The 25,173-nt window shown below is 65.4% G+C and carries 27 protein-coding genes; 12 read left to right on the forward strand and 15 right to left on the reverse strand.

What is annotated here, in order from left to right; genetic code table 11:
• Positions 1 to 12: 12 nt before the first annotated feature.
• Both A5636_RS02455 and A5636_RS02460 read left to right on the forward strand, forming a co-directional pair.
• A complete protein-coding gene (locus tag A5636_RS02455) occupies positions 13 to 762 on the forward strand; it encodes a sirohydrochlorin chelatase (RefSeq protein WP_065157086.1) in 750 nt (249 codons plus the stop codon).
• A 60-nt stretch (positions 763 to 822) separates the two neighbouring features.
• Positions 823 to 1,056 (forward strand): DUF6480 family protein, encoded by a 234-nt coding sequence (locus A5636_RS02460; RefSeq protein WP_065157087.1) that lies wholly within the window; start codon positions 823 to 825, stop codon positions 1,054 to 1,056.
• Between the two features lie 3 nt (positions 1,057 to 1,059).
• Here the strand turns inward: A5636_RS02460 and A5636_RS02465 are convergent, their stop codons facing one another.
• The 5 genes from A5636_RS02465 to A5636_RS02485 all read right to left on the reverse strand — a co-directional run bounded on the left by A5636_RS02465 (position 1,060) and on the right by A5636_RS02485 (position 5,427).
• The gene (locus tag A5636_RS02465; RefSeq protein ID WP_065157088.1) at positions 1,060 to 2,142 is read right to left on the reverse strand and encodes a sulfate/molybdate ABC transporter ATP-binding protein; all 1,083 of its coding nucleotides are present in this window, start codon (positions 2,140 to 2,142) and stop codon (positions 1,060 to 1,062) included.
• A gap of 19 nt (positions 2,143 to 2,161) precedes the next feature.
• Positions 2,162 to 2,974 carry a sulfate ABC transporter permease subunit CysW gene (gene cysW, locus A5636_RS02470; RefSeq protein ID WP_065157089.1) on the reverse strand — a complete coding sequence of 271 codons (813 nt, stop codon included), beginning with the start codon at positions 2,972 to 2,974 and terminating at the stop codon, positions 2,162 to 2,164.
• On the reverse strand, positions 2,971 to 3,816 hold the full coding sequence (gene cysT / locus A5636_RS02475) for a sulfate ABC transporter permease subunit CysT (protein WP_065157090.1): 846 nt from the start codon (positions 3,814 to 3,816) through the stop codon (positions 2,971 to 2,973). The genes cysW and cysT overlap by 4 nt, the downstream gene beginning before the upstream one ends.
• A complete protein-coding gene (locus A5636_RS02480; protein WP_155763508.1) occupies positions 3,813 to 4,868 on the reverse strand; it encodes a sulfate ABC transporter substrate-binding protein in 1,056 nt (351 codons plus the stop codon). The genes cysT and A5636_RS02480 overlap by 4 nt, the downstream gene beginning before the upstream one ends.
• Positions 4,869 to 5,235: 367 nt before the next feature.
• Positions 5,236 to 5,427 (reverse strand): hypothetical protein, encoded by a 192-nt coding sequence (locus A5636_RS02485; protein WP_065157190.1) that lies wholly within the window; start codon positions 5,425 to 5,427, stop codon positions 5,236 to 5,238.
• A gap of 132 nt (positions 5,428 to 5,559) precedes the next feature.
• Here A5636_RS02485 and A5636_RS02490 point away from each other — a divergent pair, with 132 nt between their 5' ends.
• Complete coding sequence (locus tag A5636_RS02490) at positions 5,560 to 7,617, forward strand: glycoside hydrolase family 15 protein (protein WP_065157091.1); 2,058 nt, start codon at positions 5,560 to 5,562, stop codon at positions 7,615 to 7,617.
• Positions 7,618 to 7,619: 2 nt separating this feature from the next.
• Here A5636_RS02490 and A5636_RS02495 read toward each other — a convergent pair whose 3' ends face one another.
• A complete protein-coding gene (locus tag A5636_RS02495; RefSeq protein WP_065157092.1) occupies positions 7,620 to 8,384 on the reverse strand; it encodes a sensor domain-containing protein in 765 nt (254 codons plus the stop codon).
• Between the two features lie 2 nt (positions 8,385 to 8,386).
• Complete coding sequence (gene lepA / locus A5636_RS02500) at positions 8,387 to 10,297, reverse strand: translation elongation factor 4 (protein ID WP_065157093.1); 1,911 nt, start codon at positions 10,295 to 10,297, stop codon at positions 8,387 to 8,389.
• A gap of 57 nt (positions 10,298 to 10,354) precedes the next feature.
• Between lepA and A5636_RS02505 the strand changes: the two genes are divergently transcribed.
• Entirely contained in the window at positions 10,355 to 10,966 is a 612-nt protein-coding gene (locus tag A5636_RS02505) for a type II toxin-antitoxin system PemK/MazF family toxin (RefSeq protein ID WP_065157094.1), read from the forward strand.
• A 105-nt stretch (positions 10,967 to 11,071) separates the two neighbouring features.
• Here A5636_RS02505 and A5636_RS02510 read toward each other — a convergent pair whose 3' ends face one another.
• The gene (locus tag A5636_RS02510; protein WP_065157095.1) at positions 11,072 to 11,500 is read right to left on the reverse strand and encodes a CBS domain-containing protein; all 429 of its coding nucleotides are present in this window, start codon (positions 11,498 to 11,500) and stop codon (positions 11,072 to 11,074) included.
• 120 nt (positions 11,501 to 11,620) lie between these two features.
• Here A5636_RS02510 and A5636_RS02515 point away from each other — a divergent pair, with 120 nt between their 5' ends.
• The gene (locus A5636_RS02515; protein ID WP_065157096.1) at positions 11,621 to 12,463 is read left to right on the forward strand and encodes a ribonuclease Z; all 843 of its coding nucleotides are present in this window, start codon (positions 11,621 to 11,623) and stop codon (positions 12,461 to 12,463) included.
• A 176-nt stretch (positions 12,464 to 12,639) separates the two neighbouring features.
• Complete coding sequence (locus A5636_RS02520) at positions 12,640 to 13,011, forward strand: PE family protein (protein WP_065157097.1); 372 nt, start codon at positions 12,640 to 12,642, stop codon at positions 13,009 to 13,011.
• An 80-nt stretch (positions 13,012 to 13,091) separates the two neighbouring features.
• Here the strand turns inward: A5636_RS02520 and A5636_RS02525 are convergent, their stop codons facing one another.
• The 4 genes from A5636_RS02525 to A5636_RS02540 form a co-directional block, all read right to left on the reverse strand.
• Positions 13,092 to 13,442, reverse strand: a complete 351-nt coding sequence (locus A5636_RS02525; RefSeq protein ID WP_065157098.1) for a hypothetical protein — start codon at positions 13,440 to 13,442, stop codon at positions 13,092 to 13,094.
• 247 nt (positions 13,443 to 13,689) lie between these two features.
• Positions 13,690 to 14,529: a transglutaminase family protein gene (locus A5636_RS02530; RefSeq protein WP_065157099.1), complete on the reverse strand. Its 840-nt coding sequence runs from the start codon at positions 14,527 to 14,529 to the stop codon at positions 13,690 to 13,692.
• On the reverse strand, positions 14,529 to 15,515 hold the full coding sequence (locus tag A5636_RS02535; protein WP_065157100.1) for an alpha-E domain-containing protein: 987 nt from the start codon (positions 15,513 to 15,515) through the stop codon (positions 14,529 to 14,531). Before A5636_RS02535 ends, A5636_RS02530 begins: the two co-directional genes overlap by 1 nt.
• The gene (locus A5636_RS02540) at positions 15,515 to 17,215 is read right to left on the reverse strand and encodes a circularly permuted type 2 ATP-grasp protein (protein WP_065157101.1); all 1,701 of its coding nucleotides are present in this window, start codon (positions 17,213 to 17,215) and stop codon (positions 15,515 to 15,517) included. Before A5636_RS02540 ends, A5636_RS02535 begins: the two co-directional genes overlap by 1 nt.
• Before the next feature lie 144 nt (positions 17,216 to 17,359).
• Between A5636_RS02540 and rpsT the strand changes: the two genes are divergently transcribed.
• Positions 17,360 to 17,620: a 30S ribosomal protein S20 gene (rpsT, locus tag A5636_RS02545; protein WP_065157102.1), complete on the forward strand. Its 261-nt coding sequence runs from the start codon at positions 17,360 to 17,362 to the stop codon at positions 17,618 to 17,620.
• A 1-nt stretch (position 17,621) separates the two neighbouring features.
• On the opposite strand, the gene holA is transcribed toward rpsT, so the two are convergent.
• From holA to A5636_RS02560, 3 genes are read right to left on the reverse strand one after another with little or no spacing between them, the layout of a single operon-like run.
• A complete protein-coding gene (gene holA / locus A5636_RS02550) occupies positions 17,622 to 18,587 on the reverse strand; it encodes a DNA polymerase III subunit delta (protein WP_155763532.1) in 966 nt (321 codons plus the stop codon).
• 30 nt (positions 18,588 to 18,617) lie between these two features.
• Positions 18,618 to 20,159, reverse strand: a complete 1,542-nt coding sequence (locus A5636_RS02555) for a ComEC/Rec2 family competence protein (protein WP_065157191.1) — start codon at positions 20,157 to 20,159, stop codon at positions 18,618 to 18,620.
• 23 nt (positions 20,160 to 20,182) lie between these two features.
• A complete protein-coding gene (locus A5636_RS02560; RefSeq protein WP_065157104.1) occupies positions 20,183 to 21,091 on the reverse strand; it encodes a ComEA family DNA-binding protein in 909 nt (302 codons plus the stop codon).
• Between the two features lie 141 nt (positions 21,092 to 21,232).
• Here A5636_RS02560 and A5636_RS02565 point away from each other — a divergent pair, with 141 nt between their 5' ends.
• From A5636_RS02565 to A5636_RS02585, 5 genes are all read left to right on the forward strand, one after another.
• Entirely contained in the window at positions 21,233 to 22,012 is a 780-nt protein-coding gene (locus A5636_RS02565; protein ID WP_065157105.1) for an SDR family NAD(P)-dependent oxidoreductase, read from the forward strand.
• A gap of 38 nt (positions 22,013 to 22,050) precedes the next feature.
• Positions 22,051 to 22,461 carry a phage holin family protein gene (locus tag A5636_RS02570; protein ID WP_065157106.1) on the forward strand — a complete coding sequence of 137 codons (411 nt, stop codon included), beginning with the start codon at positions 22,051 to 22,053 and terminating at the stop codon, positions 22,459 to 22,461.
• Positions 22,448 to 22,717: a DUF3618 domain-containing protein gene (locus A5636_RS02575; protein WP_065157107.1), complete on the forward strand. Its 270-nt coding sequence runs from the start codon at positions 22,448 to 22,450 to the stop codon at positions 22,715 to 22,717. The genes A5636_RS02570 and A5636_RS02575 overlap by 14 nt, the downstream gene beginning before the upstream one ends.
• A 109-nt stretch (positions 22,718 to 22,826) precedes the next feature.
• Entirely contained in the window at positions 22,827 to 23,984 is a 1,158-nt protein-coding gene (locus tag A5636_RS02580; protein WP_065157108.1) for an acyl-CoA dehydrogenase family protein, read from the forward strand.
• A gap of 7 nt (positions 23,985 to 23,991) precedes the next feature.
• A complete protein-coding gene (locus tag A5636_RS02585) occupies positions 23,992 to 25,107 on the forward strand; it encodes an acyl-CoA dehydrogenase family protein (protein WP_065157109.1) in 1,116 nt (371 codons plus the stop codon).
• Positions 25,108 to 25,173 lie beyond the last annotated feature (66 nt).

Genomic DNA, 25,173 nt, shown 5'->3' on the forward strand with positions numbered 1-25,173 from the left:
GCGCTGGCGACGATGCAGAGCGCAGCGATGAGAAGGAGCAGCGCCATCGAGACGCGCCTTATTTTGACCGCGCACGGCAGTGTGGATCCACGGTCGGCGGCCAACGCTCGGGCTGTCGGCCGTCGGCTGATGCTGATGCGACCACAACTCGATGTGCGAGTTGCGTTCTGCGAGCATAACTCTCCGAGTCTGGTCGACGTGCTCGACCGCTACCCGGGTGAGGCGGTCGTCGCTCCGCTGCTTTTGGCAAACGCCTACCATGCGCGCGTCGACATTCCCACTCAGCTCGCAAGTTGTGGCGCCACCGAACGGGTTTTGCAGGCCGATGTGCTCGGCGAGGATGATCGCCTGGTATCGGTGCTGCGCCAGCGGGTAACGGAATTGCAGGTCTCGCGGCTCGATCACCGGGTGGGTGTGCTCGTGGTGGCGATCGGTTCTTCTGACCCTGTCGCGAATGCGCACACCGCCGAAATCGCTCCGAGGCTGTTGGCTGGCACCCGATGGGCTACGGCCACAACGGCATTCGCCACCCATCCGGAACCTGCGCTGGTGGAATCAGTGCGGCGGTTGCGGCGGTCCGGTGCTCGCCGCGTAGTGATCGCCCCGTGGTTCCTCGCGCCCGGGCGTATCCCGGACCGGGTGGAGCGGTTCGCGCGCGACGCCGGCCTGGCCATGGCAGCGCCATTGGGCGCACACCAGCTGGTGGCCGAGACGGTGCTGGAACGGTTCGATCAGGCCACGGCCGCGCGCGTAGCGGCCTAGCCGTCGCGGCTCGGCGCCCAACCTGTGTAAGCCGGACATGACGGGGTATTCCCTTCCCTCATGACCGCACTACCGCCGGATCCCGAGCCGTCGAAGACTCCTGGCCTGGAGCCGGGGGGCGGGGTCACACCGGGTTCCACTCCCCCGGACTCCGCGCAAACATCCGGCCTCTCCGAATCTCAGCCGATACCGACGCGACGACTGACACCGCTCGCAATCGTGAGCATCATCGCGGTTGTCGTTTTCGTCGCGTTGTTTGTCGCGGTCGCGATGGGACTGATCTCGCGTTGGTAAGCGCTAGGCGGGCGCCAGCGTGGATTGGTTTTCGTCGGCGCCGTCGTCCCCGACCAGGAGGTTCGCGGCAATCGGCGGTACCCGGGTGGCGCGCACATAGACGGTGTCACCGTCCTTCAAGGCCAGCGCCTCGGCATCCCCGCGGGTGATCTGCGCGGTGAACGGACTGCCGGAGGGCGCCGCCGTCAATTCGACCCGCACCTCGAAGCCCAGCGCCACCACCCGGTCCACCGTGGCCTTCACCACACCGATCGACTCGGCCGTGCCGTCGCCGCCGGCCACCGCCATATCCGGCTTGCGACCCACCCGAATGTCATGCGGCCGAACCAGCGCGCCGTTCAGCGCGGACACCGCGCCCAGGAACGACATCACGAACGCATTCGTCGGAGCGTCGTACACGTCGGTCGGGGAACCGACCTGCTCGATGCGGCCTTTGTTGAGCACGGCGATCCGGTCGGCCACGTCGAGCGCCTCGGCCTGATCGTGGGTGACCAGCACGGTGGTGACGTGCACCTCGTCGTGCAGGCGCCGTAACCATGCGCGCAGATCTTCACGAACCTTGGCGTCCAGTGCGCCGAACGGTTCGTCGAGCAACAGCACCTGCGGATCCACCGCGAGCGCCCTGGCCAGCGCCATGCGTTGCCGCTGACCGCCCGAGAGCTGGTTGGGATAGCGGTTCTGAAAGCCGCTGAGGCCCACCACTTCCAACAAGTGGTCAACTTTTTCGTTGATCTCAGCCTTGGGACGCTTACGGATCTTCAACCCATAAGCGACGTTGTTGCGCACCGTCAGGTGCTTGAACGCCGCATAGTGCTGGAAGACGAACCCGATGCCGCGCCGCTGCGGGGGCACCCGGGTGACGTCGCGACCGTTGATCGTGACTGTGCCGGAATCTGGTTGGTCCAGGCCGGCGATCGTGCGCAGCAAGGTGGACTTGCCCGAGCCACTGGGGCCCAGCAGGGCCGTCAGCGAACCGCTGGGCACGACGAAGTCCACATGGTCCAGTGCGACGAAATCCCCGTAATGCTTGTATGCGTCTCGCACGACGATTGCGTGATTGTCTTGGTCGGTCCCGGCGTTTGCCATCGAGTCTCCTTAGTCCCGCCTACCTGCTTGCTCGTGCCCGACGGGCATCCAGCACGACCTGAACGATCAACACGAGTACCGCCACCGCCATCAGCAGAGTTGAAAGGGCGTAGGCACCGTATTCCGCACCGCGGTTGTAGCGGTCCGACACCAGCAGCGTCAGAGTCTGCGACTGGCCGGGAAGGTTGGACGACACCATGATCACCGCGCCGTACTCGCCGAGCGTGCGCGCAATGGTCAGCACGATGCCGTACGTCAGCCCCCACCGGATGGACGGCAGTGTGATTCGCCAAAACGTCTGCCACCAGCCGGATCCCAGGGTCGCGGCGGCCTGTTCCTGATCCGTGCCCAGTTCGTGCAGCACCGGTTCGACCTCGCGCACCACGAACGGCAGGGTGACGAAGATGCTGGCCAACACGATGCCGGGCAGGCCGAAAATGATCTTCAGCCCAAGATCGCGCTCGACGAACCCCAGCGCACCCCCGGCCCCCCACAGCACGATCAGCGCCACACCTACGACGACCGGCGACACCGCGAACGGCAGATCGATGATTGCCTGCAGGAAACCTTTGCCGCGAAACCTGTTACGGGCCAACACCAAAGCGGTCGGGATACCGAAGACCACGTTTAGGGGGACCACGATGGCCACCACGAGCAGCGAGAGGTTCAGCGCGGATACCGCGGCGGGTGTACTGACCCAGTCATAGAACTGGCCCAACCCCGGCTGGAACGTGCGCCACAGGATCAGCATCACCGGGATGATCAGCAACACCAGGATGTATCCCAGGGCGGTGTAACGGAGCAGGTAGCGGACCGTGCGGGAAGACGTCATACCGACATCTCCTCTCGCTTGGCCGCGCGTGCACCGATGAACCGCAGGAGCAACAGCACGACGAAGGAGATCGACAGCAGCACAATGGAAATCGCGGCGGCACCTACGCGGTCGTCGTTCTCGATCAGAGTCCGAATCCACTGCGAGGACACTTCGGTCTTGCCCGGCACCGCGCCGCCGATCAACACGACCGAACCGAACTCACCGATAGCTCGCGAAAACGCCAGTCCGGCACCGGACAACAACGCGGGGAGCAACGACGGCAACACCACAGAGGTGAAGATCTTCGGGCCGTTCGCGCCCAGCGACGCCGCCGCCTCCTCGGTTTCCCGGTCGATTTCGAGCAGCACCGGTTGCACCGCGCGAACCACGAATGGCAACGTGACGAATGCCAGCGCAATCCCGACGCCCCATTCGGTGTGCTGCAAGTGCAGTCCCACGGGGCTTTGGTTGCCGTACAAGGCAAGCATCACCAGGCTGGCGACGATCGTGGGCAGCGCGAATGGTAGATCGATGACCGCATCGACGAGTCGCTTGCCCAGAAAGTCGTCGCGCACCAGCACCCAGGCGATCAGCAGGCCGAACACCGTGTTGAGCAGCGTCACGCCGACCGAGATGGTCAGCGTCACCCGCAGCGACTCCATCGCCGCGTGCGAGGTGGCGGCCAACCGGAACGCATCCCAGCCGCCGCTGATCGCCTGCCACAGGATCGCGGCCAGCGGCAGCAGCACGATCACCGACAACCACAGCGTCGCCACCCCGACGCGCAACGAGGTGGTGCCTGCGCGGCCGGCGCCACGCACGGCGGGCGCCTCGTGTTCCGGGTTCACAATCACGGTCATCCGGTGGCCTGCGTGTAGATCTTGGTGATGCTGCCGGCGCTCTTGTCGAACAGTTGCGGGTCCACGGTGGCCCAACCACCGAGGTCGGTGATGGTCCATAGCTTCGCCGGCACCGGGAACTGGTCCCGGAACGCGGCCGCAACCGCTGGGTCGACGGGCCGAAACCCGGCCCGCGCCCACACCTGCTGGGCCTGGGCGGTGTACTGGAAGTTCTTGAACGCCGTGGCCGCCGCGAGGTGGGTACCGGTACGAATCACCGCCATCGGGTTCTCGATCCTGAACGTCTGCGGCGGGGTGACGTGTTCGACCGGCTTACCAGCGCGTTCGGCCGCGATGGCTTCGTTTTCATAGCTGATCAGAACGTCGCCGGTGCCCTGGACGAAAACGTCGCTGGCTTCCCGCCCCGAACTTGGACGCATCTTCACATGTTCCCTTACCAATCGGGTTACGAAGTCGATGCCCGCCTGACCGTTGCGACCGCCTTCGCTCTTCACAGCGTAGGGAGCCAGCAGATTCCACTTGGCCGAACCGGAACTCAGCGGGCTGGGGGTGATCACGGCGATGCCTGGGCGGAGCAGGTCATCCCAATTCCTGATGTTCTTCGGGTTGCCTTTGCGCACCACCAGAGTCACCACCGAGCCGAACGGAATCCCCTTGGTGGCGTCGGTATTCCAGTCCTTGGCGACTTTGCCGGACTTGATCAGACGGGTGATGTCCGGCTCGACCGAGAAATTCACCAGATCGGCGGGCTTGCCTTCGGCGACCCCACGCGACTGGTCGCCGGAGGCGCCGTAGGAGGTGATCACTTGGATGCCTTTGCCTTCTTCGGAAGCATTGAACGCCGGAATCACCTTGCTCCAGCCGGGTTCAGCGACCGAATACGCAACCAATGTGACGCTGGACTTCGCGTCGGCGAGGCCTCCGCCGCCGACTACATCGCTGGGCCCCCCGCGGCATGCCGCCAGGACACCGATCATGCCGACAACGAGCGCCAGCACAACGGGTAGTCGCCGATGCGCCACGGACCCGTTGTCGGCGAACAGCTGCGACATTGGTGACCTTCCGATGCGGGACATATGGAATCAGGGCCCCGTAGCTACGGATTGGCGATCAATCAGGTTCGAGGAAGTCACGAACTCCAGACCAAGCCGCGCACGGGTTTGGGAGTTAGCGACAACAGTGTGCGTCGGCCATGGCGCAGACCACCGCGACGCAAGAAGCACAGCCGGACGCCACGACGGGGCGCTCCAAAACACGGGCTGCGTGCATGTCGCGAAGCCTAACAGAGTTTGCGTAACCGGCAATTTGAAAGGGAATTGGTCCCTGAGAGTCGATTCAGTGCGTCAGCAGCCAGGTGAGGATGACGAGCGCGACGAGCGCGACGAGAATCAGCGTGACGTGCGAACGTGGCATCGCCGGCTATCCGGACGCCTCGTCGGTGTGGCGGCGGCCAACCAGCTGGATCCCCTTGCCCAGCGCCGCGTCCAGGACGGTCGCCAGGCAATATGCCACGAACAGCACGATCGGCATCACCGTCAGGGCCTGGAGCACGAAGGGTACGCCGGAGAGCCACAGCTCGACGCCGTCCCACCAACTCAAGAACCCGTTCACCGCGTCCACCCTATTGGTCGGGTCACTCGAAGCCAACGTGGCCCGATCGTCGGAGCGCTCGAGTTGTCGCACCCGGTAACACCTAGGTTGCGGTGGTGGACGCGAACCGGGTCGACGTTCGATGATGTCGGGATGGTCCTGCACGCCGATTCCGCCGACTCAGTCAACGACCGACTTGCATCTTCGATCGACGACCTGCCCGCGATCCCTGCGACCAGTGAACTTCAGCCAATCGACGCCGCCGCCGAACTTGATTCGCTGGCGCCCTACGTGTCGAGTTCGCCGTCGCGGAATCCGTTCCCGCCGATTGCCGACTACGCGTTTCTGTCCGACTGGGAAACCACCTGCCTGATCTCCCCGGCGGGCTCGGTGGAGTGGCTGTGCGTGCCGCGACCGGATTCTCCCAGCGTGTTCGGTGCGATTCTGGACCGCAGTGCCGGCCACTTCCGGATCGGCCCGTACGGCGTCTCGGTGCCCTCGGCACGGCGCTACCTGCCCGGCAGCCTGATCATGGAAACCACCTGGCAAACCCATACTGGATGGTTGATCGTGCGCGACGCGCTGGTGATGGGTCGATGGCACGACATCGAACGGCGGTCACGCACGCACCGGCGGACGCCGATGGACTGGGACGCCGAGCACATCCTGTTGCGCACCGTGCGGTGCGTCAGCGGCACGGTCGAGCTGATGATGAGCTGCGAGCCGGCCTTCGACTACCACCGCGTCGGCACCACCTGGGAGTACTCGGCGAACGCCTACGGCGAGGCAATCGCACGCGCCAGCAAGCAACCGGACGCCCACCCGACACTGCGGCTGACCACCAATCTCAATATCGGACTCGAGGGTCGGGAAGCGCGCGCCCGCACCCGGATGAAGGAAGGCGACGACATCTTCGTCGCGCTGAGCTGGACAAAGCACCCGGCGCCACAAACCTACGAAGAAGCCGCCGACAAGATGTGGCAGACCACCGAGTGCTGGCGCCAATGGATCAACATCGGAAACTTCCCAGACCACCCGTGGCGCGCCTACCTGCAGCGCAGCGCGCTGACCCTGAAGGGATTGACGTACTCGCCCACCGGCGCGCTGCTGGCAGCCAGCACCACATCGCTGCCGGAGACACCGCGCGGCGAACGCAACTGGGACTACCGCTACTCCTGGATCCGTGACTCGACCTTCGCGCTGTGGGGCCTCTACACGATCGGCCTGGACCGGGAAGCCGACGACTTCTTCGCGTTCATCGCCGACGTTTCCGGCGCCAACAGCGACGAGCGCCATCCACTGCAGGTGATGTACGGAGTGGGAGGCGAACGCAGTCTGGTCGAAGAGGAACTGCACCACCTGTCCGGCTATGACCACGCCCGCCCGGTGCGAATCGGCAACGGCGCCTACAACCAGATGCAGCACGACATCTGGGGCTCGATCCTCGACTCGTTCTACCTGCACGCAAGGTCCCGGGAGCAAGTACCGGAGAACCTGTGGCCGGTGCTGAAGAAGCAGGTGGAAGAAGCGATCGAGCACTGGCGCGAACCCGACCGCGGCATCTGGGAGGTACGCGGGGAACCGCAGCACTTCACCTCCTCGAAGGTGATGTGCTGGGTCGCGCTGGACCGCGGCGCCAAGCTGGCCGAACGACAGGGCGAGAAGAGCTACGCCCAGCAGTGGCGCAAGATCGCCGAGGAGATCAAGCAGGACATCCTGCAGCACGGTGTGGACGATCGCGGCGTGTTCACCCAGCGGTACGGCAGCGACGCGTTGGACGCATCACTACTGCTGGTGGTGCTGACCCGGTTCCTGCCCCCGGACGACCCGCGAGTGCGCAACACGGTGCTGGCCATCGCCGACGAACTCACCGAGGAAGGCCTGGTGCTGCGATACCGGGTAGAGGAGACCGACGACGGTTTGTCCGGCGAGGAAGGCACGTTCACCATCTGCTCGTTCTGGCTGGTGTCGGCGCTGGTGGAGATCGGTGAGGTGGCCCGGGCCAAGCGGCTGTGCGAACGGTTGCTCGCCTACGCCAGCCCGTTGCACCTCTACGCCGAGGAGATCGAGCCGCGCACCGGCCGGCACCTGGGCAACTTCCCGCAGGCGTTCACCCACCTGGCTCTGATCAACGCGGTAGTGCATGTGATCCGGGCCGAGGAGGAGGCCGACGGGTCGGGAGCGTTTCAGCCCGCCAACGCGCCGGTGTGACGTCAGCTGCGCGCGCTGATCTTGTCCATCACCGCGCGGGCGATCGTGATGGCGCTGGTGTGCGGATCCCCCGTCCCCGGGTCAGACGAGCGTTGAAGGCTGAAGAAAGCGACCTCCACCTCCACCAAACAATTCACTCGTAACCCGATGGCCCGCGCTTGCGGCCTGCGCCCGGCGGTTGCGCCGGTGGCCTGCACGTAGACCGTTGCAGCGAGCACGGAGTTGTCCACCCGGACATCGGTGACCTCGTCGGTGAAGTTGAGCGCGCCCCCCGAGATCGTCACAGTTTTGCCGTTGCAGCCGTTCCACTGCCGGCTGAACTCGGCGAACAGTGCGCTGGCGTCGGCAGCGTTGGGCAGTGCCACCACCGCTTCGGCGACACTGATGACTTTGCCGGATTCACCCGCGCTCCACCATGTTTCACGAGCGACATGCTTGACTTCGGCGGATTCGTAGGCGTTCCGGATCGTCATCGTCGTGACGCCCGCGCACTCGGCGGGCGCGATGTCGCCCAACCCGGGCTGCAACTTCTCCGGACCGCCGAAACGCGGCGGCAGGCGCGGATCTCCCTTGAACGGCTGATTGAGCATGTTGGCCAGCACCACGTCGTCGAGCAGCACCCCCTTGATGACGTCGCCGATCAGCGGGTTCGGCTTCAACCCGGCGGCGGGGCGCGCGGAGCCGGCTACCGCGTGCGTGCACCCGGTCACCAGCGACGCCACCAGCAGTGCGGCAGGCCAGCAGCGCCTGCCCCGCACGAAAGCCATCGCTACTTTTTGCCCTTGTCCCCCGCGGTCTCGGTGGACAACGCGGCGACAAACGCTTCCTGCGGCACATCCACCCGCCCAATGGTTTTCATTCGCTTCTTGCCCTCCTTCTGCTTCTCCAGCAGTTTGCGCTTGCGGGTGATATCCCCGCCGTAGCACTTGGACAGCACATCCTTGCGGATGGCGCGAATGTTTTCTCGGGCAATGATCTTCGACCCGATCGCGGCCTGCACCGGCACTTCGAACTGCTGGCGCGGAATCAGCTCCTTGAGCTTGGTGGTCATCTTGTTTCCGTAAGCGAACGCCGAATCCTTATGCACGATGGCGCTGAACGCGTCGACCGCTTCGCCCTGCAACAGGATGTCGACCTTCACCAGTTGCGCCTCCTGCTCACCGGCCTCCTCATAGTCGAGGCTGGCGTAGCCGCGGGTGCGTGACTTCAGCGAGTCGAAGAAGTCGAAGATGATCTCCCCCAACGGCATTGTGTAGCGCAGTTCCACTCGTTCGGGCGACAGATAATCCATGCCGCCCAGCTCGCCGCGGCGCGATTGGCTGAGTTCCATGATGGTGCCGATGAATTCGCTGGGCGAGATGATGGTGGTCTTCACGATCGGCTCGTAGACGGTGCGGATCTTGCCCTCCGGCCAGTCCGACGGGTTGGTGACCACGATCTCGGTGTTGTCTTCTTTTTCGACGCGGTACACGACGTTGGGCGAGGTGGAAATCAGGTCCAGGTCGAACTCGCGCTCCAGCCGTTCTCGGGTGATCTCCATGTGCAGCAAACCCAGAAAGCCACAACGGAATCCGAAGCCCAGCGCCACGGAGGTCTCCGGCTCGTAGGTCAGGGCGGCGTCGTTGAGTTGCAGCTTGTCCAGCGCGTCGCGCAGGTTCGGGTAGTCCGATCCGTCGACGGGATACAGGCCCGAGTAGACCATCGGCCTGGGTTCGCGATAGCCGGTCAACGCCTCCTTGGCGCCGTTGCGCGCCGTCGTCACCGTGTCGCCGACCTTGGACTGGCGAACGTCTTTCACCCCAGTGATCAGGTAACCCACCTCACCGACGCCCAACCCCGCGCTGGCCTTCGGTTCGGGTGAGACGATGCCGACCTCGAGCAGTTCGTGAGTGGCACCGGTGGACATCATCGCGATGCGTTCGCGCGGGGTGATCTTGCCGTCGACAACACGCACGTAGGTCACCACGCCGCGGTAGATGTCGTAGACGGAATCGAAGATCATTGCGCGGGTAGGCGCGTCGGCATCGCCCTGCGGGGGCGGCACCTCACGCACCACGTGATCGAGCAGATCGGCGACGCCTTCGCCGGTTTTGCCGGATACCCGCAGCACGTCGCTGGGCTCGCAGCCGATGATGTGGGCGATCTCGCCCGCGTAGCGGTCCGGGTCGGCGGCCGGCAGGTCGATCTTGTTCAGCACCGGAATGATGTGCAGGTCGCGGTCCAGCGCCAGATACAGGTTGGCCAGCGTCTGGGCTTCGATGCCCTGGGCGGCATCGACCAGCAGCACCGCGCCCTCGCACGCCTCCAGCGCCCGCGATACCTCGTAGGTGAAGTCGACGTGGCCGGGGGTGTCGATGAGGTGCAGGACAAACTCTTTCCCGGCCTCGGCACCGGAGGACAACGTCCAGGGCAGCCGTACGTTCTGGGCCTTGATGGTGATACCGCGTTCGCGCTCGATGTCCATCCGGTCCAGGTACTGGGCCCGCATCGAGCGCTCGTCAACCACTCCGGTCAACTGCAGCATGCGGTCGGCCAGCGTCGATTTGCCGTGGTCGATATGAGCGATGATGCAGAAGTTCCGAATCTGTGCCGGCGCAGTGAAGGTCTTGTCGGCGAAACTGCTGATGGGAATCTCCTGGTTGAGCGGATTATCAGTAAGCCCAGCGTATCGGTGCCCCACAGCCTGGACACAATTCTGCTTTCGAAGCCGCTCTCGCTACGCGTCTATGCTGCAAACATGGCACCGGACAGGAAGTCGCCCGGCAAGTCACAGTGGAAGACGTTTCAGCGTTTCGCGGAGAACCTGGTCAACGAGGCTCCGAAAGTTGTCCAGCGACTGCAGAACACGCAAGAGACGCTGCGGACCATCCAGCAAGCGGTAAAGATCACCGCGAACATCATGGCGATGGGTCTACCGGCCGCGCCCGCTGAGATCACTGCCGGCCGGCCCGTGACGAAAACCAGCTTTCCCACCGCACAACGTGCCCGCAAGGTCACCTACGCGCCGGACCTCGACGGCCGGGCGGATCCGGGTGAAATCGTCTGGACGTGGGTGGCCTACGAGGATGACCCCACGCGTGGCAAGGACCGACCGGTGCTGGTGGTCGGGCGGGAGCGCACCGTGCTGCTGGGACTGATGTTGTCCAGCCAGGAACGCCACCAGGACGACCGGGACTGGGTGAAGATCGGGGCCGGCGACTGGGACTACGAGGGCAGACAGAGCTGGGTGCGGCTGGATCGGGTGCTGGACGTGCCTGAAGAGGGCATCCGCCGCGAAGGCGCCATCCTGGATCGGGAGATTTTCGACGTGGTGGCTGCCCGGTTGCGCGCGCAGTACTCCTGGCGCTAGTTCACCTTCTCCGGGCGCTGGTTCACCTTCTCCGGGCGCCGAACCCGGCCGTCATCTTCCGCTGCGGATCTCGCAGCCACTTGGGCTCGCGCAGCAGGCCCGCCTTCAGCCCTGGGTGATGTAGGACTGCAGCTGCTGCTGCTCCGCTTCGAGTTCGCCCATCCGTGTCTTCACCACGTCGCCGATGCTGACAATGCCGATCAGCTTGCGACCGTCGAGCACCGGCACGTGACGCACCCGGTTCTGTGTCATCAGCACGCTGACGCTGTCGACCGTGTCGCCCTTGGTGCAGGTGGTGATGGCGTTGGTCATGATTTTGGAGACTGGACGGGACAGCACACTGGCGCCGTGAACGTGTAGCTGCCGCACGACGTCGCGCTCTGACACGATGCCCACCACGCCTTCGTCGCCGACCACCACCATGGCGCCGATATTCTGTTCGGCCAAACCGGCAAGCAGTTCCCGGACTGTCGCGTCGGGGTTGATCGTCGTCACCGCCGCACCCTTATTCCGCAAGACGTCCGCGATCCGCATCTAGGCCTCCCGTTCCTGGGCTTGATAGTGATCAGATTCACACCAGGCTACGGCTAAGCCGCTCGCCGGGAAAGCGACCGTTTGAATCCGTGACCCGAACGGGTTGGTAAAGATAAGGCCATGATCGAGGTCACCCTGCTTGGTACCGGAAGTCCCATCCCTGACCCAAACCGCGCCGGACCCGCGACCCTGGTCCGGGCCGGCGGCCAGCAGTTTCTGGTGGATTGCGGGCGCGGAGTGTTGCAACGTGCCGCGGCGGTCGGCGTGGGTGCCGCCAACTTGTCGGCGCTGCTGCTCACCCACCTGCATAGCGACCACATCGCCGAACTGGGCGACGTGCTCATCACCGGCTGGGTGACCAACTTCACGCCTCACCCGCCCCCGATGCAGATCATCGGCCCGCCGGGCACGGCGGAGGTGGTGGAGGCGACGCTCAGGGCGTTCGGCCACGACATCGACTACCGCATCGCTCACCACGCGGACCTGAACGCACCGCCGCCTGTCGAAGTACACGAGCACACCGAGGGTCTGGTGTGGGACCGCGATGGCGTGAAGATCCGGGTGGCCCCCACCGACCACCGTCCGGTCGCGCCGACGATCGGGTTCCGGATCGAATTCGACGGCACCGCAGTGGTGCTCGCCGGCGACACGGTGCCGTGCGCCAGTCTGGACGAATTATCTTCGGGTGCAGACGCTTTGGTGCATACGGTAATCCGAAAAGATGTTCTCACCCAGGTTCCGCAGCAGCGCGTCAAGGATGTGTGCGACTACCACTCGTCGGTCCAGGAGGCGGCCGCCACCGCGACCCGGGCCGGCGTGGCGACCTTGATCATGACCCACTACGTGCCTGCTATCGCTCCCGGGCAAGAAGAGCAGTGGCGGGAATTGGCAGCCGCTGAGTTCCGCGGGCAGATCGAGCTGGGTGACGACCTGCACCGGGTTGAGGTGCACCCGCGGGCGTAGTTCGCCGGCCCCGTCAACCCGGTTGGGATCGGGGCGCCGAAGATTCGTGTACAGGGGCGCACCGGATTGCCGTTAGACTCGTACTCACGCATGGCAGGCAATTGCGCGCGAAACGCATGTCTTCGGGAATGAATCGCGATACGATCCGCTCCTGCCGTTCTGATATGAGGTGCGGGATGTCGTGGTTCGTCGCAGGCCCAGAGGCGATGGCCGCTGCTGCGAGAGACCTCGCTGGTATCGGGTCCGCGATCGCCGAGTCCAACGGGAACGCTGCCGCCCCTACCACTGCCATACCGGCGTCTGCCGCTGACGCGGTTTCCGGCCTCGTCGCACAGCTCTACAGCGCCCACGCACAGACGTATCAGGACATCAGCGCCCAGATGGCGTCGTTTCACGACCAGTTCGTGCGGGCGCTGAATTCTGACGGCGCCGCGTACGCCAACGCCGAGTCGGCCGCCGCAGCACAACTGCGGGACGGACTGAACGCGATAAATGCCCCGGCACGCCAACTACTGGGCCAGCTGCCGAATCCAAGCGCAAACGGCTGAACCGCGAAACAGCCGCCGCCATGTCGGCGGCGGCTGTTCCTGCCTTAACTCGCGGAGTGCGCCTTAACTCGCGGAGCGCCTTAGGTCGCGTAGGCGACGAATTCACCGCCCGGCAAGAAGACGCCCCACTCATTAGCGGCCGGGTTGAAAACCACCGGGTATGAGATCGGCGAGCCGGGTGGCATCCATACGGCTGGCAGCCCGTAACCGATCGGGTCGTTGTAGTGCCCTGGGGGCGGGGCGCCACGCTGCCCCGGCGGAAGCGGGGTGCCCGGGCCATTGCAGTTCACGCCCGGACCACCGACGCAGCCGGGGACCGGAGGATTGGGCCCGTTGGGGTCGGCTTGGGCCATCCCGGACCCGACTCCGAGAGCGGCGGATCCAAGAGCACCTGCCATTGCCGCGGTGGCGGCGAGTCTGTTCAGCTTCATGATGAGCTCCCTGATGAGCGGTCGGCTGCACGCGGCAGCATGGATTTACTGGTGTTCAGTTAGCCCACCGCCCGTTCCGGGCTGTAGGAGCGACCCCCTCGTGATCATGGGTTGCCCGGTACGGCCGAATGAAAACGCATCATCCAGTTTTTTCACAGCGACTTCCCAGTGAGGGTTGTACGTGATCGCCGGGCCGGTCGAACTGCGCCGTTGTCACGGCAAGGAGGTTGTCACGGTGAGAAGGAACTCACGCCAGCCTGGTGATCTCCACGTCGACGTCGAGGTCAGTGGCTCCCAGCCCGGAATAGATGCCTTTCAGCGGCGACACGTCAGCGTAGTCACGACCGACGCCGACACTGACGTACTGCTCGGTGATTTCAGTGTCGTTAGTGGGGTCGTAGTTCACCCAACCACCGGCCCACGCCTGGATCCACGCGTGGCTGCGGCCCTCGGCGGCTTTACCGATCTCGGCCTCCCGGCCCGGGTGCAGATAACCTGAGACGTAGCGACCCGGAATCCCCATGCTGCGCAACAGGATCAGCGTCAGGTGCGCGAAATCCTGGCATACGCCCTTACCCTTTTCCAAGGCGTCGAGGCCGGACGAATGCACACCGGTGGTACCCGGCAGATAGTCCAACTCGCTACGCGCCCAGTGGGCCGCCGCAACGACGGCCTCCCCCGGCTCGTGGTTGGTCATGATCCGTTTCCCCACGGCTGCAACACGTTTGCTGACCGGGGTGTAGTTGGTGGGCCGCAGCACCTCGTCGAAGCGATCAATCACGGCAGTGGATCGCAGCTCTTCCCAGCTGGTTTTCGCTGCCGGTAACTCCGGGCGTTCCGTCTCGACCACCGAAGAGGACGTGACCGTGAGTTGAGTATGGGGCGCGTGCAGGTCGAATGCGGTGACAGCCGTCCCCCAGTAATCGATGTAGCGATAGGAGCGGGTGGCCGGGATGGTTTCGACACGGTTCAGGATGACGTTCTGCCGGGTGTTGGACCGTGGCGTCAGCCGCGCTTCGTTGTACGAAGCGGTCACCGGCGACCCGTACGCGTACCCGGTGGTGTGCACCACCCGCATCCGCCACATCAGGATTCTCCTTGACTGTCGACGCTGTCTGCCAGTACTCCGCGCTGTCGGGCATCCGTCCATGCCACCCACGGAGCAGCGTGAAAGTACTGCAGCGCCAACGCATCTCCGACGTCGTGGCAAGTCGTCTGCAAGCCGGCCAGCCGGCTGTCCAACGACTCGAGCAACACGCCGGGCTGGACGAATTCCAGTTCGCTGCGTGCCTGTCCGAGTAGCCGCTGCGCTTCGGTGGTAGCGCCGATGCGGCTGTGCGGGTTGTGCAACAACTCTTCCAGGTTGTGTTCGGCCAACCGAAGTGAGTAGAAGACGGAGCGCGGGAAAAGCCGGTCCAGCAACATGAATTCGACGACGCGACCGGCGTCGAGCACACCCCGGTAGGTGCGCAGATAGGTGTCGTGGGCGCCGGCAGAGCGCAGCAGGGTCACCCAGGCCGGGGACGACGCACTGTCCCCCACTCGGGACAGCAGCAGACGCACCGTCATATCGACCCGCTCGATAGCGCGGCCCAACACCATGAAGCGGTAGCCGTCGTCGCGGGACAGCGTCGAGTCGGCAAGTCCGGCGAACATCGCCGCACGTCCTTCGATGAATGCCAGAAACTCATGCGGCCCAAGACGTTTCGCGGCCCGCTCCCGTTCCGGCAGGGCGTGGTAGGTGGTGTTGATGCACTCCCACGTCTCGCTGGAAGTGACTTCCCGAGCCGACCGTGCGTTTTCCCGCGCCGCGGAAATCGCGTCGACGATCGAGGAGCCGCCGTCGGTGTTCGGGGTGAACGCGACCAGGTCTGTCAGCGACCATACGTCCAGTTGATGCTTGGGGGGCTCAATGCCCAGCACCCGTAGCAGCAGGCGGGAGGCTTGATCGGGGTCGACGCTGGAATCCTCCAGCAATTGGTGCACGACGACGTCGAGGATGCGCGCCGTGTCATCGGCTCGCTCGACGTAGCGGCCGATCCAGTACAAAGCTTCGGCGTTGCGCGCCAGCATCAGTCGTTCACCTTCTGCTGTTGCTGTTGCTCTTCCTGCTCCTGCTGCGGTTGCTCGGGTCTGGGCTGCCGGGCTTGTGCAGGGGCAAGGGGCGTCGTGGGCGTCGGGCGGGCGTCGTCGGAATTCTGCTCGGGCACCGTGCGCGGCAATGACCGCACCACCTCGGCACGCCCCAATTCCCGGTCGAGCACCGAAGCGCGCGGGGCCAGCACCCAGGTGTCCTTCGAACCGCCACCCTGGCTGGAGTTGACCACGCGGGAGCCTTCGACCAGGGCCACCCGGGTCAGCCCGCCGGGTAGCACCCATATGTCGTTGCCGTCGTTGACGGCGAACGGCCGCAGGTCGACATAGCGCTGGGAAAGTGAGTCACCGATGCGGGTCGGCACGGTCGACAGCTCCATCATCGGCTGAGCGATCCAGGCGCGTGGGTCGTCGCGGATCTTCTTGCTGATCGTGGCCAGCTCCTGCTCGGAGGCTTCCGGGCCGAACACGATGCCGTAGCCACCGGATCCCTCCACCGGCTTGATGACCAGCTCGCTGATGCGGTCCAGCACCTCTTCGCGCTCATCCTCCAGCCAGCAGCGATAGGTGTCGACGTTGGCCAACAGCGGCTTCTCGCCCAGGTAATACTCGATGATGGTGGGCACGTAGGTGTAGACGAGTTTGTCGTCGCCGACACCGTTGCCGATCGCGCTCGAGATGACGACGTTGCCGGCGCGGGCGGCGTTGACCAGGCCGGCGACGCCCAGCACCGAATCGGCGCGGAACTGCAGTGGATCCAGGAATGCGTCGTCGATTCGCCGATAGATCACGTCGACCTGACGCTCCCCTGCGGTGGTCCGCATATAGACCTGGTTGTCCCGGCAGAACAGATCACGGCCCTCCACCAACTCGACGCCCATCTGCCGGGCAAGCAGCGAGTGTTCGAAATAAGCCGAGTTGTAGACACCCGGAGTCAGCACCACCACCGTCGGGTCGGCCTCGTTGGTGGCCGCGGAGTTTCGCAGTGCGCGCAGCAGGTGCGACGGGTAATCGTCGACCGTGCGCACCCGGTGGGTGGCGAAGAGGTTGGGGAAGACCCGCGCCATGGTGCGGCGGTTCTCCATGACGTACGACACACCGGACGGTGAGCGCAGGTTGTCCTCCAGCACGCGGAAGTCGCCGCGGTCGTCGCGGATCAGGTCGATCCCGGCCACGTGGATGCGCACGCCGTTGGGCGGGACGATGCCGACGGCTTCGCGGTGGAAATGCTCACACGAGGTGATCAGCCGCCTCGGGATCACGCCGTCGCGCAGGATCTCCTGGTCGCCGTAAATGTCGTCGAGGTACAACTCGAGGGCCTTGACGCGCTGGACGATGCCTCGCTCGAGCCGGGTCCACTCCGCGGCCGAAATGACCCGCGGGACCAAGTCAAGCGGAAAGGGGCGCTCCTGGCCGGACAGCGAGAACGTGATGCCCTGGTCGATGAAGGCGCGGCCCAACGCCTCAGCCCTGGCCTTGAGTTCGGAGGCGTCGGTCGGCGCCAGTTCAGCGTGAATGCCTTTGTAGGGGCCGCGCACGTTGCCCTGCGCGTCGAACATCTCGTCGAAGGCCTCGGAATAGGCATCGGACATGTTGTAACCCTCGAAGATGCGCTCGGTTCGGACGCTAGACCGCCGCTTGGATGCTTCGATCTCGTTCGACAGGCTCACCTGTGTCATGCTGCCTCAACTCCCCCGTTCGGGCAGACCCAGAGTTGCTCTTTTGGGCGAAAACGTAACCGACTGATAACCTGAGCAGTCGCCATTGGGTTGCAGGGGTACCCAGGGCAAAGCCAAATCGAAACGGATTAAGGAACTACACGCGTGGCCAACATCAAGTCGCAGCAGAAGCGCAACCGCACTAACGAGCGCGCCCGCCTGCGCAACAAGTCGGTGAAGTCTTCGCTCCGCACGGCTATTCGCGCGTTCCGGGAAGCCACCCACGCCGGCGAGAAGGACAAGGCCGCCGAGTTGCTGGTGTCGACCAGTCGCCAGTTGGACAAGGCGGCGAGCAAAGGCGTGATCCACAAGAACCAGGCCGCCAACAAGAAGTCTGCGCTGGCGCGCTCGCTGAACAAGCTCTGATTCAGTCCCGGGCCAACTCTGCGACCTGCCGCACCGCGGATTCCAGGGCATAGTCGGCGTCGGCGACAGCCCCCTTCACGTTCGCGTTCAGGGTAGCCGCCAGTCGCATGGCGATCGCCAATCGATCTCGCGACCACCGGCGAGCCTGTTTCTGCGCTTTCTGCACTCGCCACGGCGGCATTTTCAACTGCCCGGCCATCCGGTAGGGATCGCCGGACAGCGGCATCACCAACCCGATCGTGTGGATCGCCTCGGCCAGGGCATCGGCCAGCACCACGAGGGGTTCGCCGCGCATCATTGCCCAACGCAGCGCCTCCGCCGCGCCGGCGACGTCTCCCGTGACAGCCTTGTCGGCGATGTCGAAGCCCTTAACCTCCGCTTTGCCGCTGTGATAACGCCGCACCGCGGCGGCATCGACATCACCGCCGGTGTCGGCGACCAACTGCGAGCAGGCCGACGCGAGTTCACGGATATCGGAGCCCACGGCGTCCAGCAGGGCTGTCACAGTGTCTTCGTCGGCCTTGACCTTCAGCGAACGAAACTCTTTGCGGACGAAGTCGATGCGTTCGCTCACCTTGGTGATGCGGGCACACGGGTGTACCTGAGCGCCCATTGACCGCAGTTCGGCGGCCAGCGCTTTGGCCCGCCCGCCCCCGGAATGGACCACCACCAGCACGGTGCCTGCCGGCAGGTCAGCCGCCGCTGCAGCGACCAACGCGGCCGCGTCTTTGCCCGCCTCGCCCGCGGCTTCAAGCACCACGATCCGCTCCTCGGCGAATAGCGACGGACTCAGCAGTTCGCTGAGCTCGTAGGTGCTGACGTCACCGGCTCGCATCCGATTGACCGGAACGTCGGCTATTCCGGCTCCGGTCCCGGGGCCGGCGCCCGCCCGCTGCCGGGCCGACCGCAGGATCTGTGCAACAGCCCGCTCGATCAGCAGTTCTTCTTCTCCCAGCACCAAATGCAACGGCGAATCCTCGCTCACCCCACGATGGTGTCACGGCGGTACGACGGGGCTCGACCCCATGGTGGCGACCGACGCGGCCAGCAGGCAGCAGGCAAGACCTGCGCCGCCCCAGACCAGCGCGACCCGAAACCATCGCCACCGCCACATGGCGACGGCCAGCACGGTGCTGCCGCCGACAGCAACCAACCCGGCGACTCCCGACGGCACCGGCACGCTGGCCCCCGGCACGGCGGCTGCCCAGTGCGCGACGCGCAGCACCCACCAGACCTCCGGCCCGGTGAACCGGATGAGCAGTTGCGCGCCGCCCGGCCATCCCACAGCCAGCACAGCCGCTGCGCTGCCCAGCACGGTGATCGCGGCGATCACGGGTGCCACCACCAGATTGGCAACCACGGCCACCAGGCTGAAGCGACCGGAGATCGCCGCGACCAGCGGCGCGGTCACCACCTGCGCTGCGCCGGCAACCGCGAATGCGTCGGCAAACGGCTTGGGCCAGCCTCGACTGACCAGCCCGCGGGACCAACCGGGGGCAACGACGACCAGGGCCGTCGTCGCGACCACCGAGAGGGCAAACCCCAAGTCGACGGCAAGGTGCGGGGCCACCGCCAACAGGACCAGCACCGTCGTCGACAAGGCCGGAATCGCCTGCCGTCGCCGCGAGGAGAGCATGGCCGTCAGTGCGATAGCGCCCATCACCGCCGCTCGTAGCACACTGGCCGTCGGCTGCACTACGACGACGAACGCGACAAGTGCCAATCCGGCCAGCCCCACAGCGGCTCGCGGGCCCACCACGGGGGCCGAGAGCAGCACTGCCGCACACACAATCGTTACGTTGGCACCCGAGACCGCAGTGAGGTGCGTCATTCCCGCGGTTCGGAATTCAGCCCTGGTGCCCGTGCTCACTTGTGCGGTGTCCCCGAGCACCAGCGCAGGCAGCATTGCGGCCTGCTCGGCGGGCAGCACCACGCGCACCGCCGCAGCGAATCGACTCCGGACGGTGTGGGCGGCGCGTTGTACCCGGCCGGCACGGCCCAGCTCCGGCCGGCCGGTCGCGGTCAGCACCGCAACCGTCAGGTCATTTCGGATGGGCCGGGCGATGCGCGCGTTGAAGCGCACCGGCTGTCCGACCATCAGCTCGTCGAGGTCGTCGCTGAAATCTGAGTCCCGCGCGAAAACCACGACGCGGCCTGATGTTTCGTCGTCGTGCAGGCAGAGCAAATTCGCGCGGAACATCAGCCGGCCGCGCCCCAGCGGCAGCGGGCTTTCAGTGAGTAGGACCGTGACCGGCGCCCGGGTGCCGAAACTCGCCGCGATGGGGTGGCTAGCGACGGCATCGGCGCGCATCGCGATCGCCAGTCCGTAGCCCGCTCCCACTACACCAACCGCCAGCACGCCGGCACTGATCGCTGCCAAGCGCGCGTCAGCTGCGCGCCCGCTGGACGAGCGCCACCAGAACGCTCCCGACGCGACGGCCAGCACGATGCAGCATCCGGCGGCTGCCCTGCCGATCGGCCAGACCGTTCCGGCGGCCGTCACGGCCCAGCTCGTCACGGCAGCGGGAACCAACCGCACGTCCACGGTCTGATCCACCTGGATCAGACACGGACCAGGGCACGCAGTTTTCCCAGCCGCGCCGGGCCGATGCCGTCGACCTCGGCCAGCTGGTCGACCGTAGCGAAGCGGCCGTGGGCCTGGCGCCACGCCACGATCGCGGCGGCGGTCACCGGCCCGACTCCCGGCAACGCGTCCAGTTGCTCCCGCGTCGCCGAGTTGAGGTCGACTACCTCCGCCGGTGGAGCGCTCCTCGGCTTGCCCGATGTGGTCGGGGCGGGCGTCGAACCGGAGGGGCTGCCGGTGCTGATTGAGCTACCGAGAACCGTGGGCTTGCCCGACGGTGGGGCCAACCCAACCACGATCTGTTCACCGTCGCCCAGCGGGCGGGCCATGTTGAGCCCGATCGTGTCGGCGCCGTCGACCGCGCCCCCGGCGGCCTGCAGCGCGTCGGCGATACGGGCCCCCGGCGTCAACGTCACCAGGCCGGGTTTGTGCACCAACCCGACAACGCTGACCACGACGGGCCGATCTGAGCCCGCCGAAGGGACCGGACTCGTCGACGACCTCACACCTGCTGCCGAAACCCGTTCCACCGGAGGCAGTTTCGCGGAGGTCACCGGCGCAGGGCGATCGTTGATCAAGGTGAAGATCGTGATGAGCACCGCGAGCGCGGCGACCGCCGCGAGCGCGACGGCACCGGTACGACCTGGGTCGGCGCGCAGTCTGGCCAGCAATCCCTGCTGCGCCGACTGGTCGGGAAGCCAGCGCGGCAGCAGCGAATTCGGGTCGTCCTGGCCGTCTTGTTCGCAATCAGGACCGTCCGAATCTGGATCGGGATCGGGATCCAAATCGGGATCGGGATCGGGATCGGGATCGGTGGAATCAAATGCCGGATCCGGGTCGGCTTTCAATCGCCGGTGCAATCGCGCTGCGGGCAGTTCGGTTCGCATGACGGTGACGGTATGCGCGGAAACTGCCAAGACCGCCCGCGGCAAGGCCGCGCACGGCCCTATCTGTGGATAGACCCGGGTCTGTGTAAATGGCGGTTGCCGAGCAGGTTTGGCGGCGAAGCCCGGGGGTAGCCGGACGCCATGAGTCTGGCTTTGATCACGGGCGCATCGAGCGGGATCGGCTTGGAGCTTGCCAAGCGGTTCGCGCAGGACGGTTACGACTTGGTCGTTTCCGCCGAAGATCCCGGCATCGACAGCGCAGCCGAGGAACTGAGGCGTTCGGGTGTCCACGTCCAGCCGGTTCGCGCGGATTTACGCACCGGCAAAGGTGTGGAACAGCTGTACAAGCAAGTCGTCGCCGTAGGCCAGCCCCTGGAGGCGGCGGCCCTGAACGCCGGTGTCGGCCTCGGGGGCACCTTTCTCGACAGCACCCTGCAAGACACGTTGGCCCTGGTCGACCTGAACGTGCGATCGACCGTGCATCTGGCCAAGCTGATCCTGTCCGACATGGTTGACCGCAACCACGGCAGAGTGCTGTTCACCTCGTCGATCGCAGCGACGATGCCGGGGTCTTACCAGGCGGTGTACAACGCGTCCAAGTCGTTCATCCAGTCGCTGTCCGAGGCGTTGCACGACGAGTTGCGCGATACCGGTGTCACCGTCACCGCACTGATGCCGGGTCCGACGGACACGAACTTCTTCCACCGCGCGGGTCTGGCGACCTCCTTGATGGGACGGATGAGCCGCAAGGACGATCCGGCCGAAGTCGCCAGGCAGGGATTCGACGCGCTGATGCAAGGCGATCGCAAAGTCGTCGCGGAGTCCCTGATGACCAAGGCCATGGGGATCGGGAACCGGTTGCTGCCGGACTCAGTGAAAACCGCGGCCAATCGAGTGATGTCCGCACCAGCCGACAACTGATGAGACGTGATGACACGTGATGACATGGAGGTGAAACGATGAGCCTGGACACAAACCCGAATGCCGACGCCTCGATCGGCGAGTTGATGGCCCAGCTCTCCGCTCAGACGTCGCGACTCGTGCGCGACGAAATGCGCTTGGCGCAAAAGGAACTTGCCGAGTCGGCCAAGCACGCCGGCGCCGGGGCGGGTCTGTTCGGCGCCGCGGGACTGCTGGCCTTCTTCGGCATGGCCAGCATGATCGCGGCCGCCGTGGCCGCGTTGGCGCTGGCGTTGCCGACGTGGGCGGCGGCCCTGATCGTCGGTGCCGCGCTCTTTGCGTCAGCGGGCCTGGCGGTGCTGTTCAGCAGACGCCAAGCCAAAGACGCGACCCCAGCGGCCCCCGAGACCGTCGCCAGTGTCAAGAAAGACATCCAGGAAGTGAAAGACGCCCGCCATGACCGGAGCTGAGCACACCCCACCGCAGCCAGGTTCGGCTGTCCCTGAGCCGAAGCCGGACGCCGGCATCGAAGAGATCAAGGCCGACATCGAGCAGACCAGGGCCCAACTGGGCTCGACGGTCGAAGCTCTCGCCGCCAAGGCTGATGTGCCGGCACAGGCCAGAGCAAAGGCGCAGGCCGCCAGACCGCAACTGGTGAGGGCCGCGTCGGTGGCCGCTGTGGCGATGGTAGCCCTGCTCTGGTGGCGACGACGTCGCCGTCGCTGAGGCGCTGTCGCACTACCCGGTTGACGATTGCTGCTGCTGGACGCCTAACGTGCAGTGCAGGACTGCCGCAGTGTTATCCGGTGGTCACCCAGGACTAAGGAGGCTGCCGATGAAGCTGGCACTCACACCCGACGAAGCGGCTTTTCGTGACGAGCTTCGTGCCTTTTTCACCACGGAGATTCCCGCCGAAATACGTGACCGGGTGCGCCAGGGACAGTCCCTGACCCGGGATCAGATCGTGGCCAACCACAAAATGCTGCACGAGAACGGCCTCGCGGTGCCGAACTGGCCCGTCGAGTGGGGCGGGAAGGACTGGACGCCCACACAGTTCCAGATCTGGAACGACGAAATGCAGTTGGCCAGTGTGCCGGAGCCGTTGAACTTCAACACCAAGATGGTCGGGCCGGTCATCGCCGAGTTCGGGTCCCAGGAAATCAAACAGCGCTTCCTGCCGCCGACCGCCAGCATGGACATCTGGTGGTGTCAGGGTTTCTCTGAGCCGGAAGCTGGTTCGGACCTGGCCTCGCTGCGCACCACCGCGGCCCGCGACGGTGACAGCTACGTCGTCAACGGTCAGAAGACGTGGACGACGCTCGGTCAGTACGCGGACTGGATCTTCTGCCTGGTGCGCACCGATCCGCAGGCCCCCAAGAAACAGGCCGGCATCTCGTTTCTGTTGATGGAGATGGACACACCCGGCATCACCTGGCGGCCGATCAAGACAATCGACGGTGGCGTCGAAGTGAACGAGGTGTTCTTTTCCGATGTCCGGGTGCCGGCCGATCAGCTTGTCGGAGAAGAGAATCAGGGTTGGACCTACGCGAAGTTCCTGTTGGGCAACGAACGCACCGGCATCGCGCAGGTGGGTCGAACCAAAGTGCGCCTGGCCGAGGTCAAGCGCCACGCCGCCGAGTCCGGACTACTCGAGGATCCACTGTTCGCGGCCCGGCTCGCCGAAGCCGAAAACGAAGTGCTGGCCCTAGAGCTCACCCAGGCCCGGGTGGTCTCGAGTTCGGTTGGCGGCAAACCGAATCCGGCGTCGTCGGTGCTCAAACTGCGCGGCAGTCAGCTGCAGCAGCTCGCCACCGAACTGCTTGTCGAGGTAGCCGGTGCCGACGCGCTGCCGGTGGGCGGCGACGGGATTGCTTCACCGGATTGGGCACAATCCAGTGCTCCGCACTACCTCAACTACCGCAAGACATCAATCTACGGCGGTAGCAACGAAGTTCAACGCAACATCATCGCGTCCACCATTCTCGGATTGTGAGGCAGTCATGGACTTTCAGCTGAGCGAAGAACAGGCCTTGCTCCGCGACACGACCCGGGAACTGCTTTCGCGGACCTACGACGCGGCGAGTCGCAACAAGGTGATCGGCACCGAACTCGGGTGGAGCCGCGACGTCTGGGGCCAGTTGGCCGACATCGGAATACTCGGTCTCGGGTTCGACCCCGAGGAAGCCGGGCAGCTCGAAATCATGGCGGTGCTCACCGAAGTCGGACGCAGGCTGGCACCCGAGCCGATCATGCAGGCCGCGTTGGCGCCCGGCTCGCTGATCGCTGAGCTGGGCACCGACGCGCAGCGGCAATTGCTGGACGAGGTCGCCGCAGGCCAGCGGTTGCTCGCGTTCGCCCACCCGGAGACCGGGCACCGCACCGCCTCGGAGCAAGTCAGCACCAAGGCTGTGCAGCAAGGGGATTCCTGGACGGTCAGCGGGCGAAAGAACCCGGTGCTGGCCGGCGACTGCGCCGACACCTTGGTGGTCACCGCCGCATTGCCGGACGGTGGTGCCGGGGTTTTCCTGGTCGATGCCGCCCAGGACGGCGTCAGCCGCAAGCCCTTCGCCACCTTTGACGGGCAGCGCGGCGCCCAGATCGACCTGGACGACGCGGCTGCAGAGCCGTTGGGCGAGAGCGGGGTTGACGCCTCCGAAGCCATTCGCCACACCCTCATTCGAATCCAGTCCGCGCTGTGCTCCGAAGCGCTCGGCGCGATGGAGGAAGCACTTCGGCTGACCACCGATTATCTGAAGACCCGCAAGCAATTCGGGGTGACGCTAAACAAGTTTCAGGCGCTGACGCAGCGCGCCGCCGACATGTATGTGTCGCTGGAACTGGCGCGCAGCATGAGCCTCTACGCCGCCATGTCGATCGCTGACGGGAACTACGATCCGGTGATCGCCGCGCGGGCCAAGTTGCAGATCGGCCGGTCTGGCCGGCACATCGGGCAAGAGGCGATACAACTGCACGGCGGTATCGGCATGACCGCGGAATATCCGGTGGGCCACTACATGGCTCGGCTTACCGCGATCGATCACACGCTGGGCTCGACCGGCGATCAGCTGCGTGTGCTCATCGAGCACATCTCCGACTACGACCTGGCCAGGCTCTAGCCGCTAGCCGAGCTGCCCGACCGGGTGGTCGCGGTTGACGCCGGGCGTGGACGAGCCACCCCCGCC

The sequence above is a fragment of the Mycobacterium asiaticum genome, assembly GCF_001673315.1.
GTDB lineage: Bacteria > Actinomycetota > Actinomycetes > Mycobacteriales > Mycobacteriaceae > Mycobacterium > Mycobacterium asiaticum_B.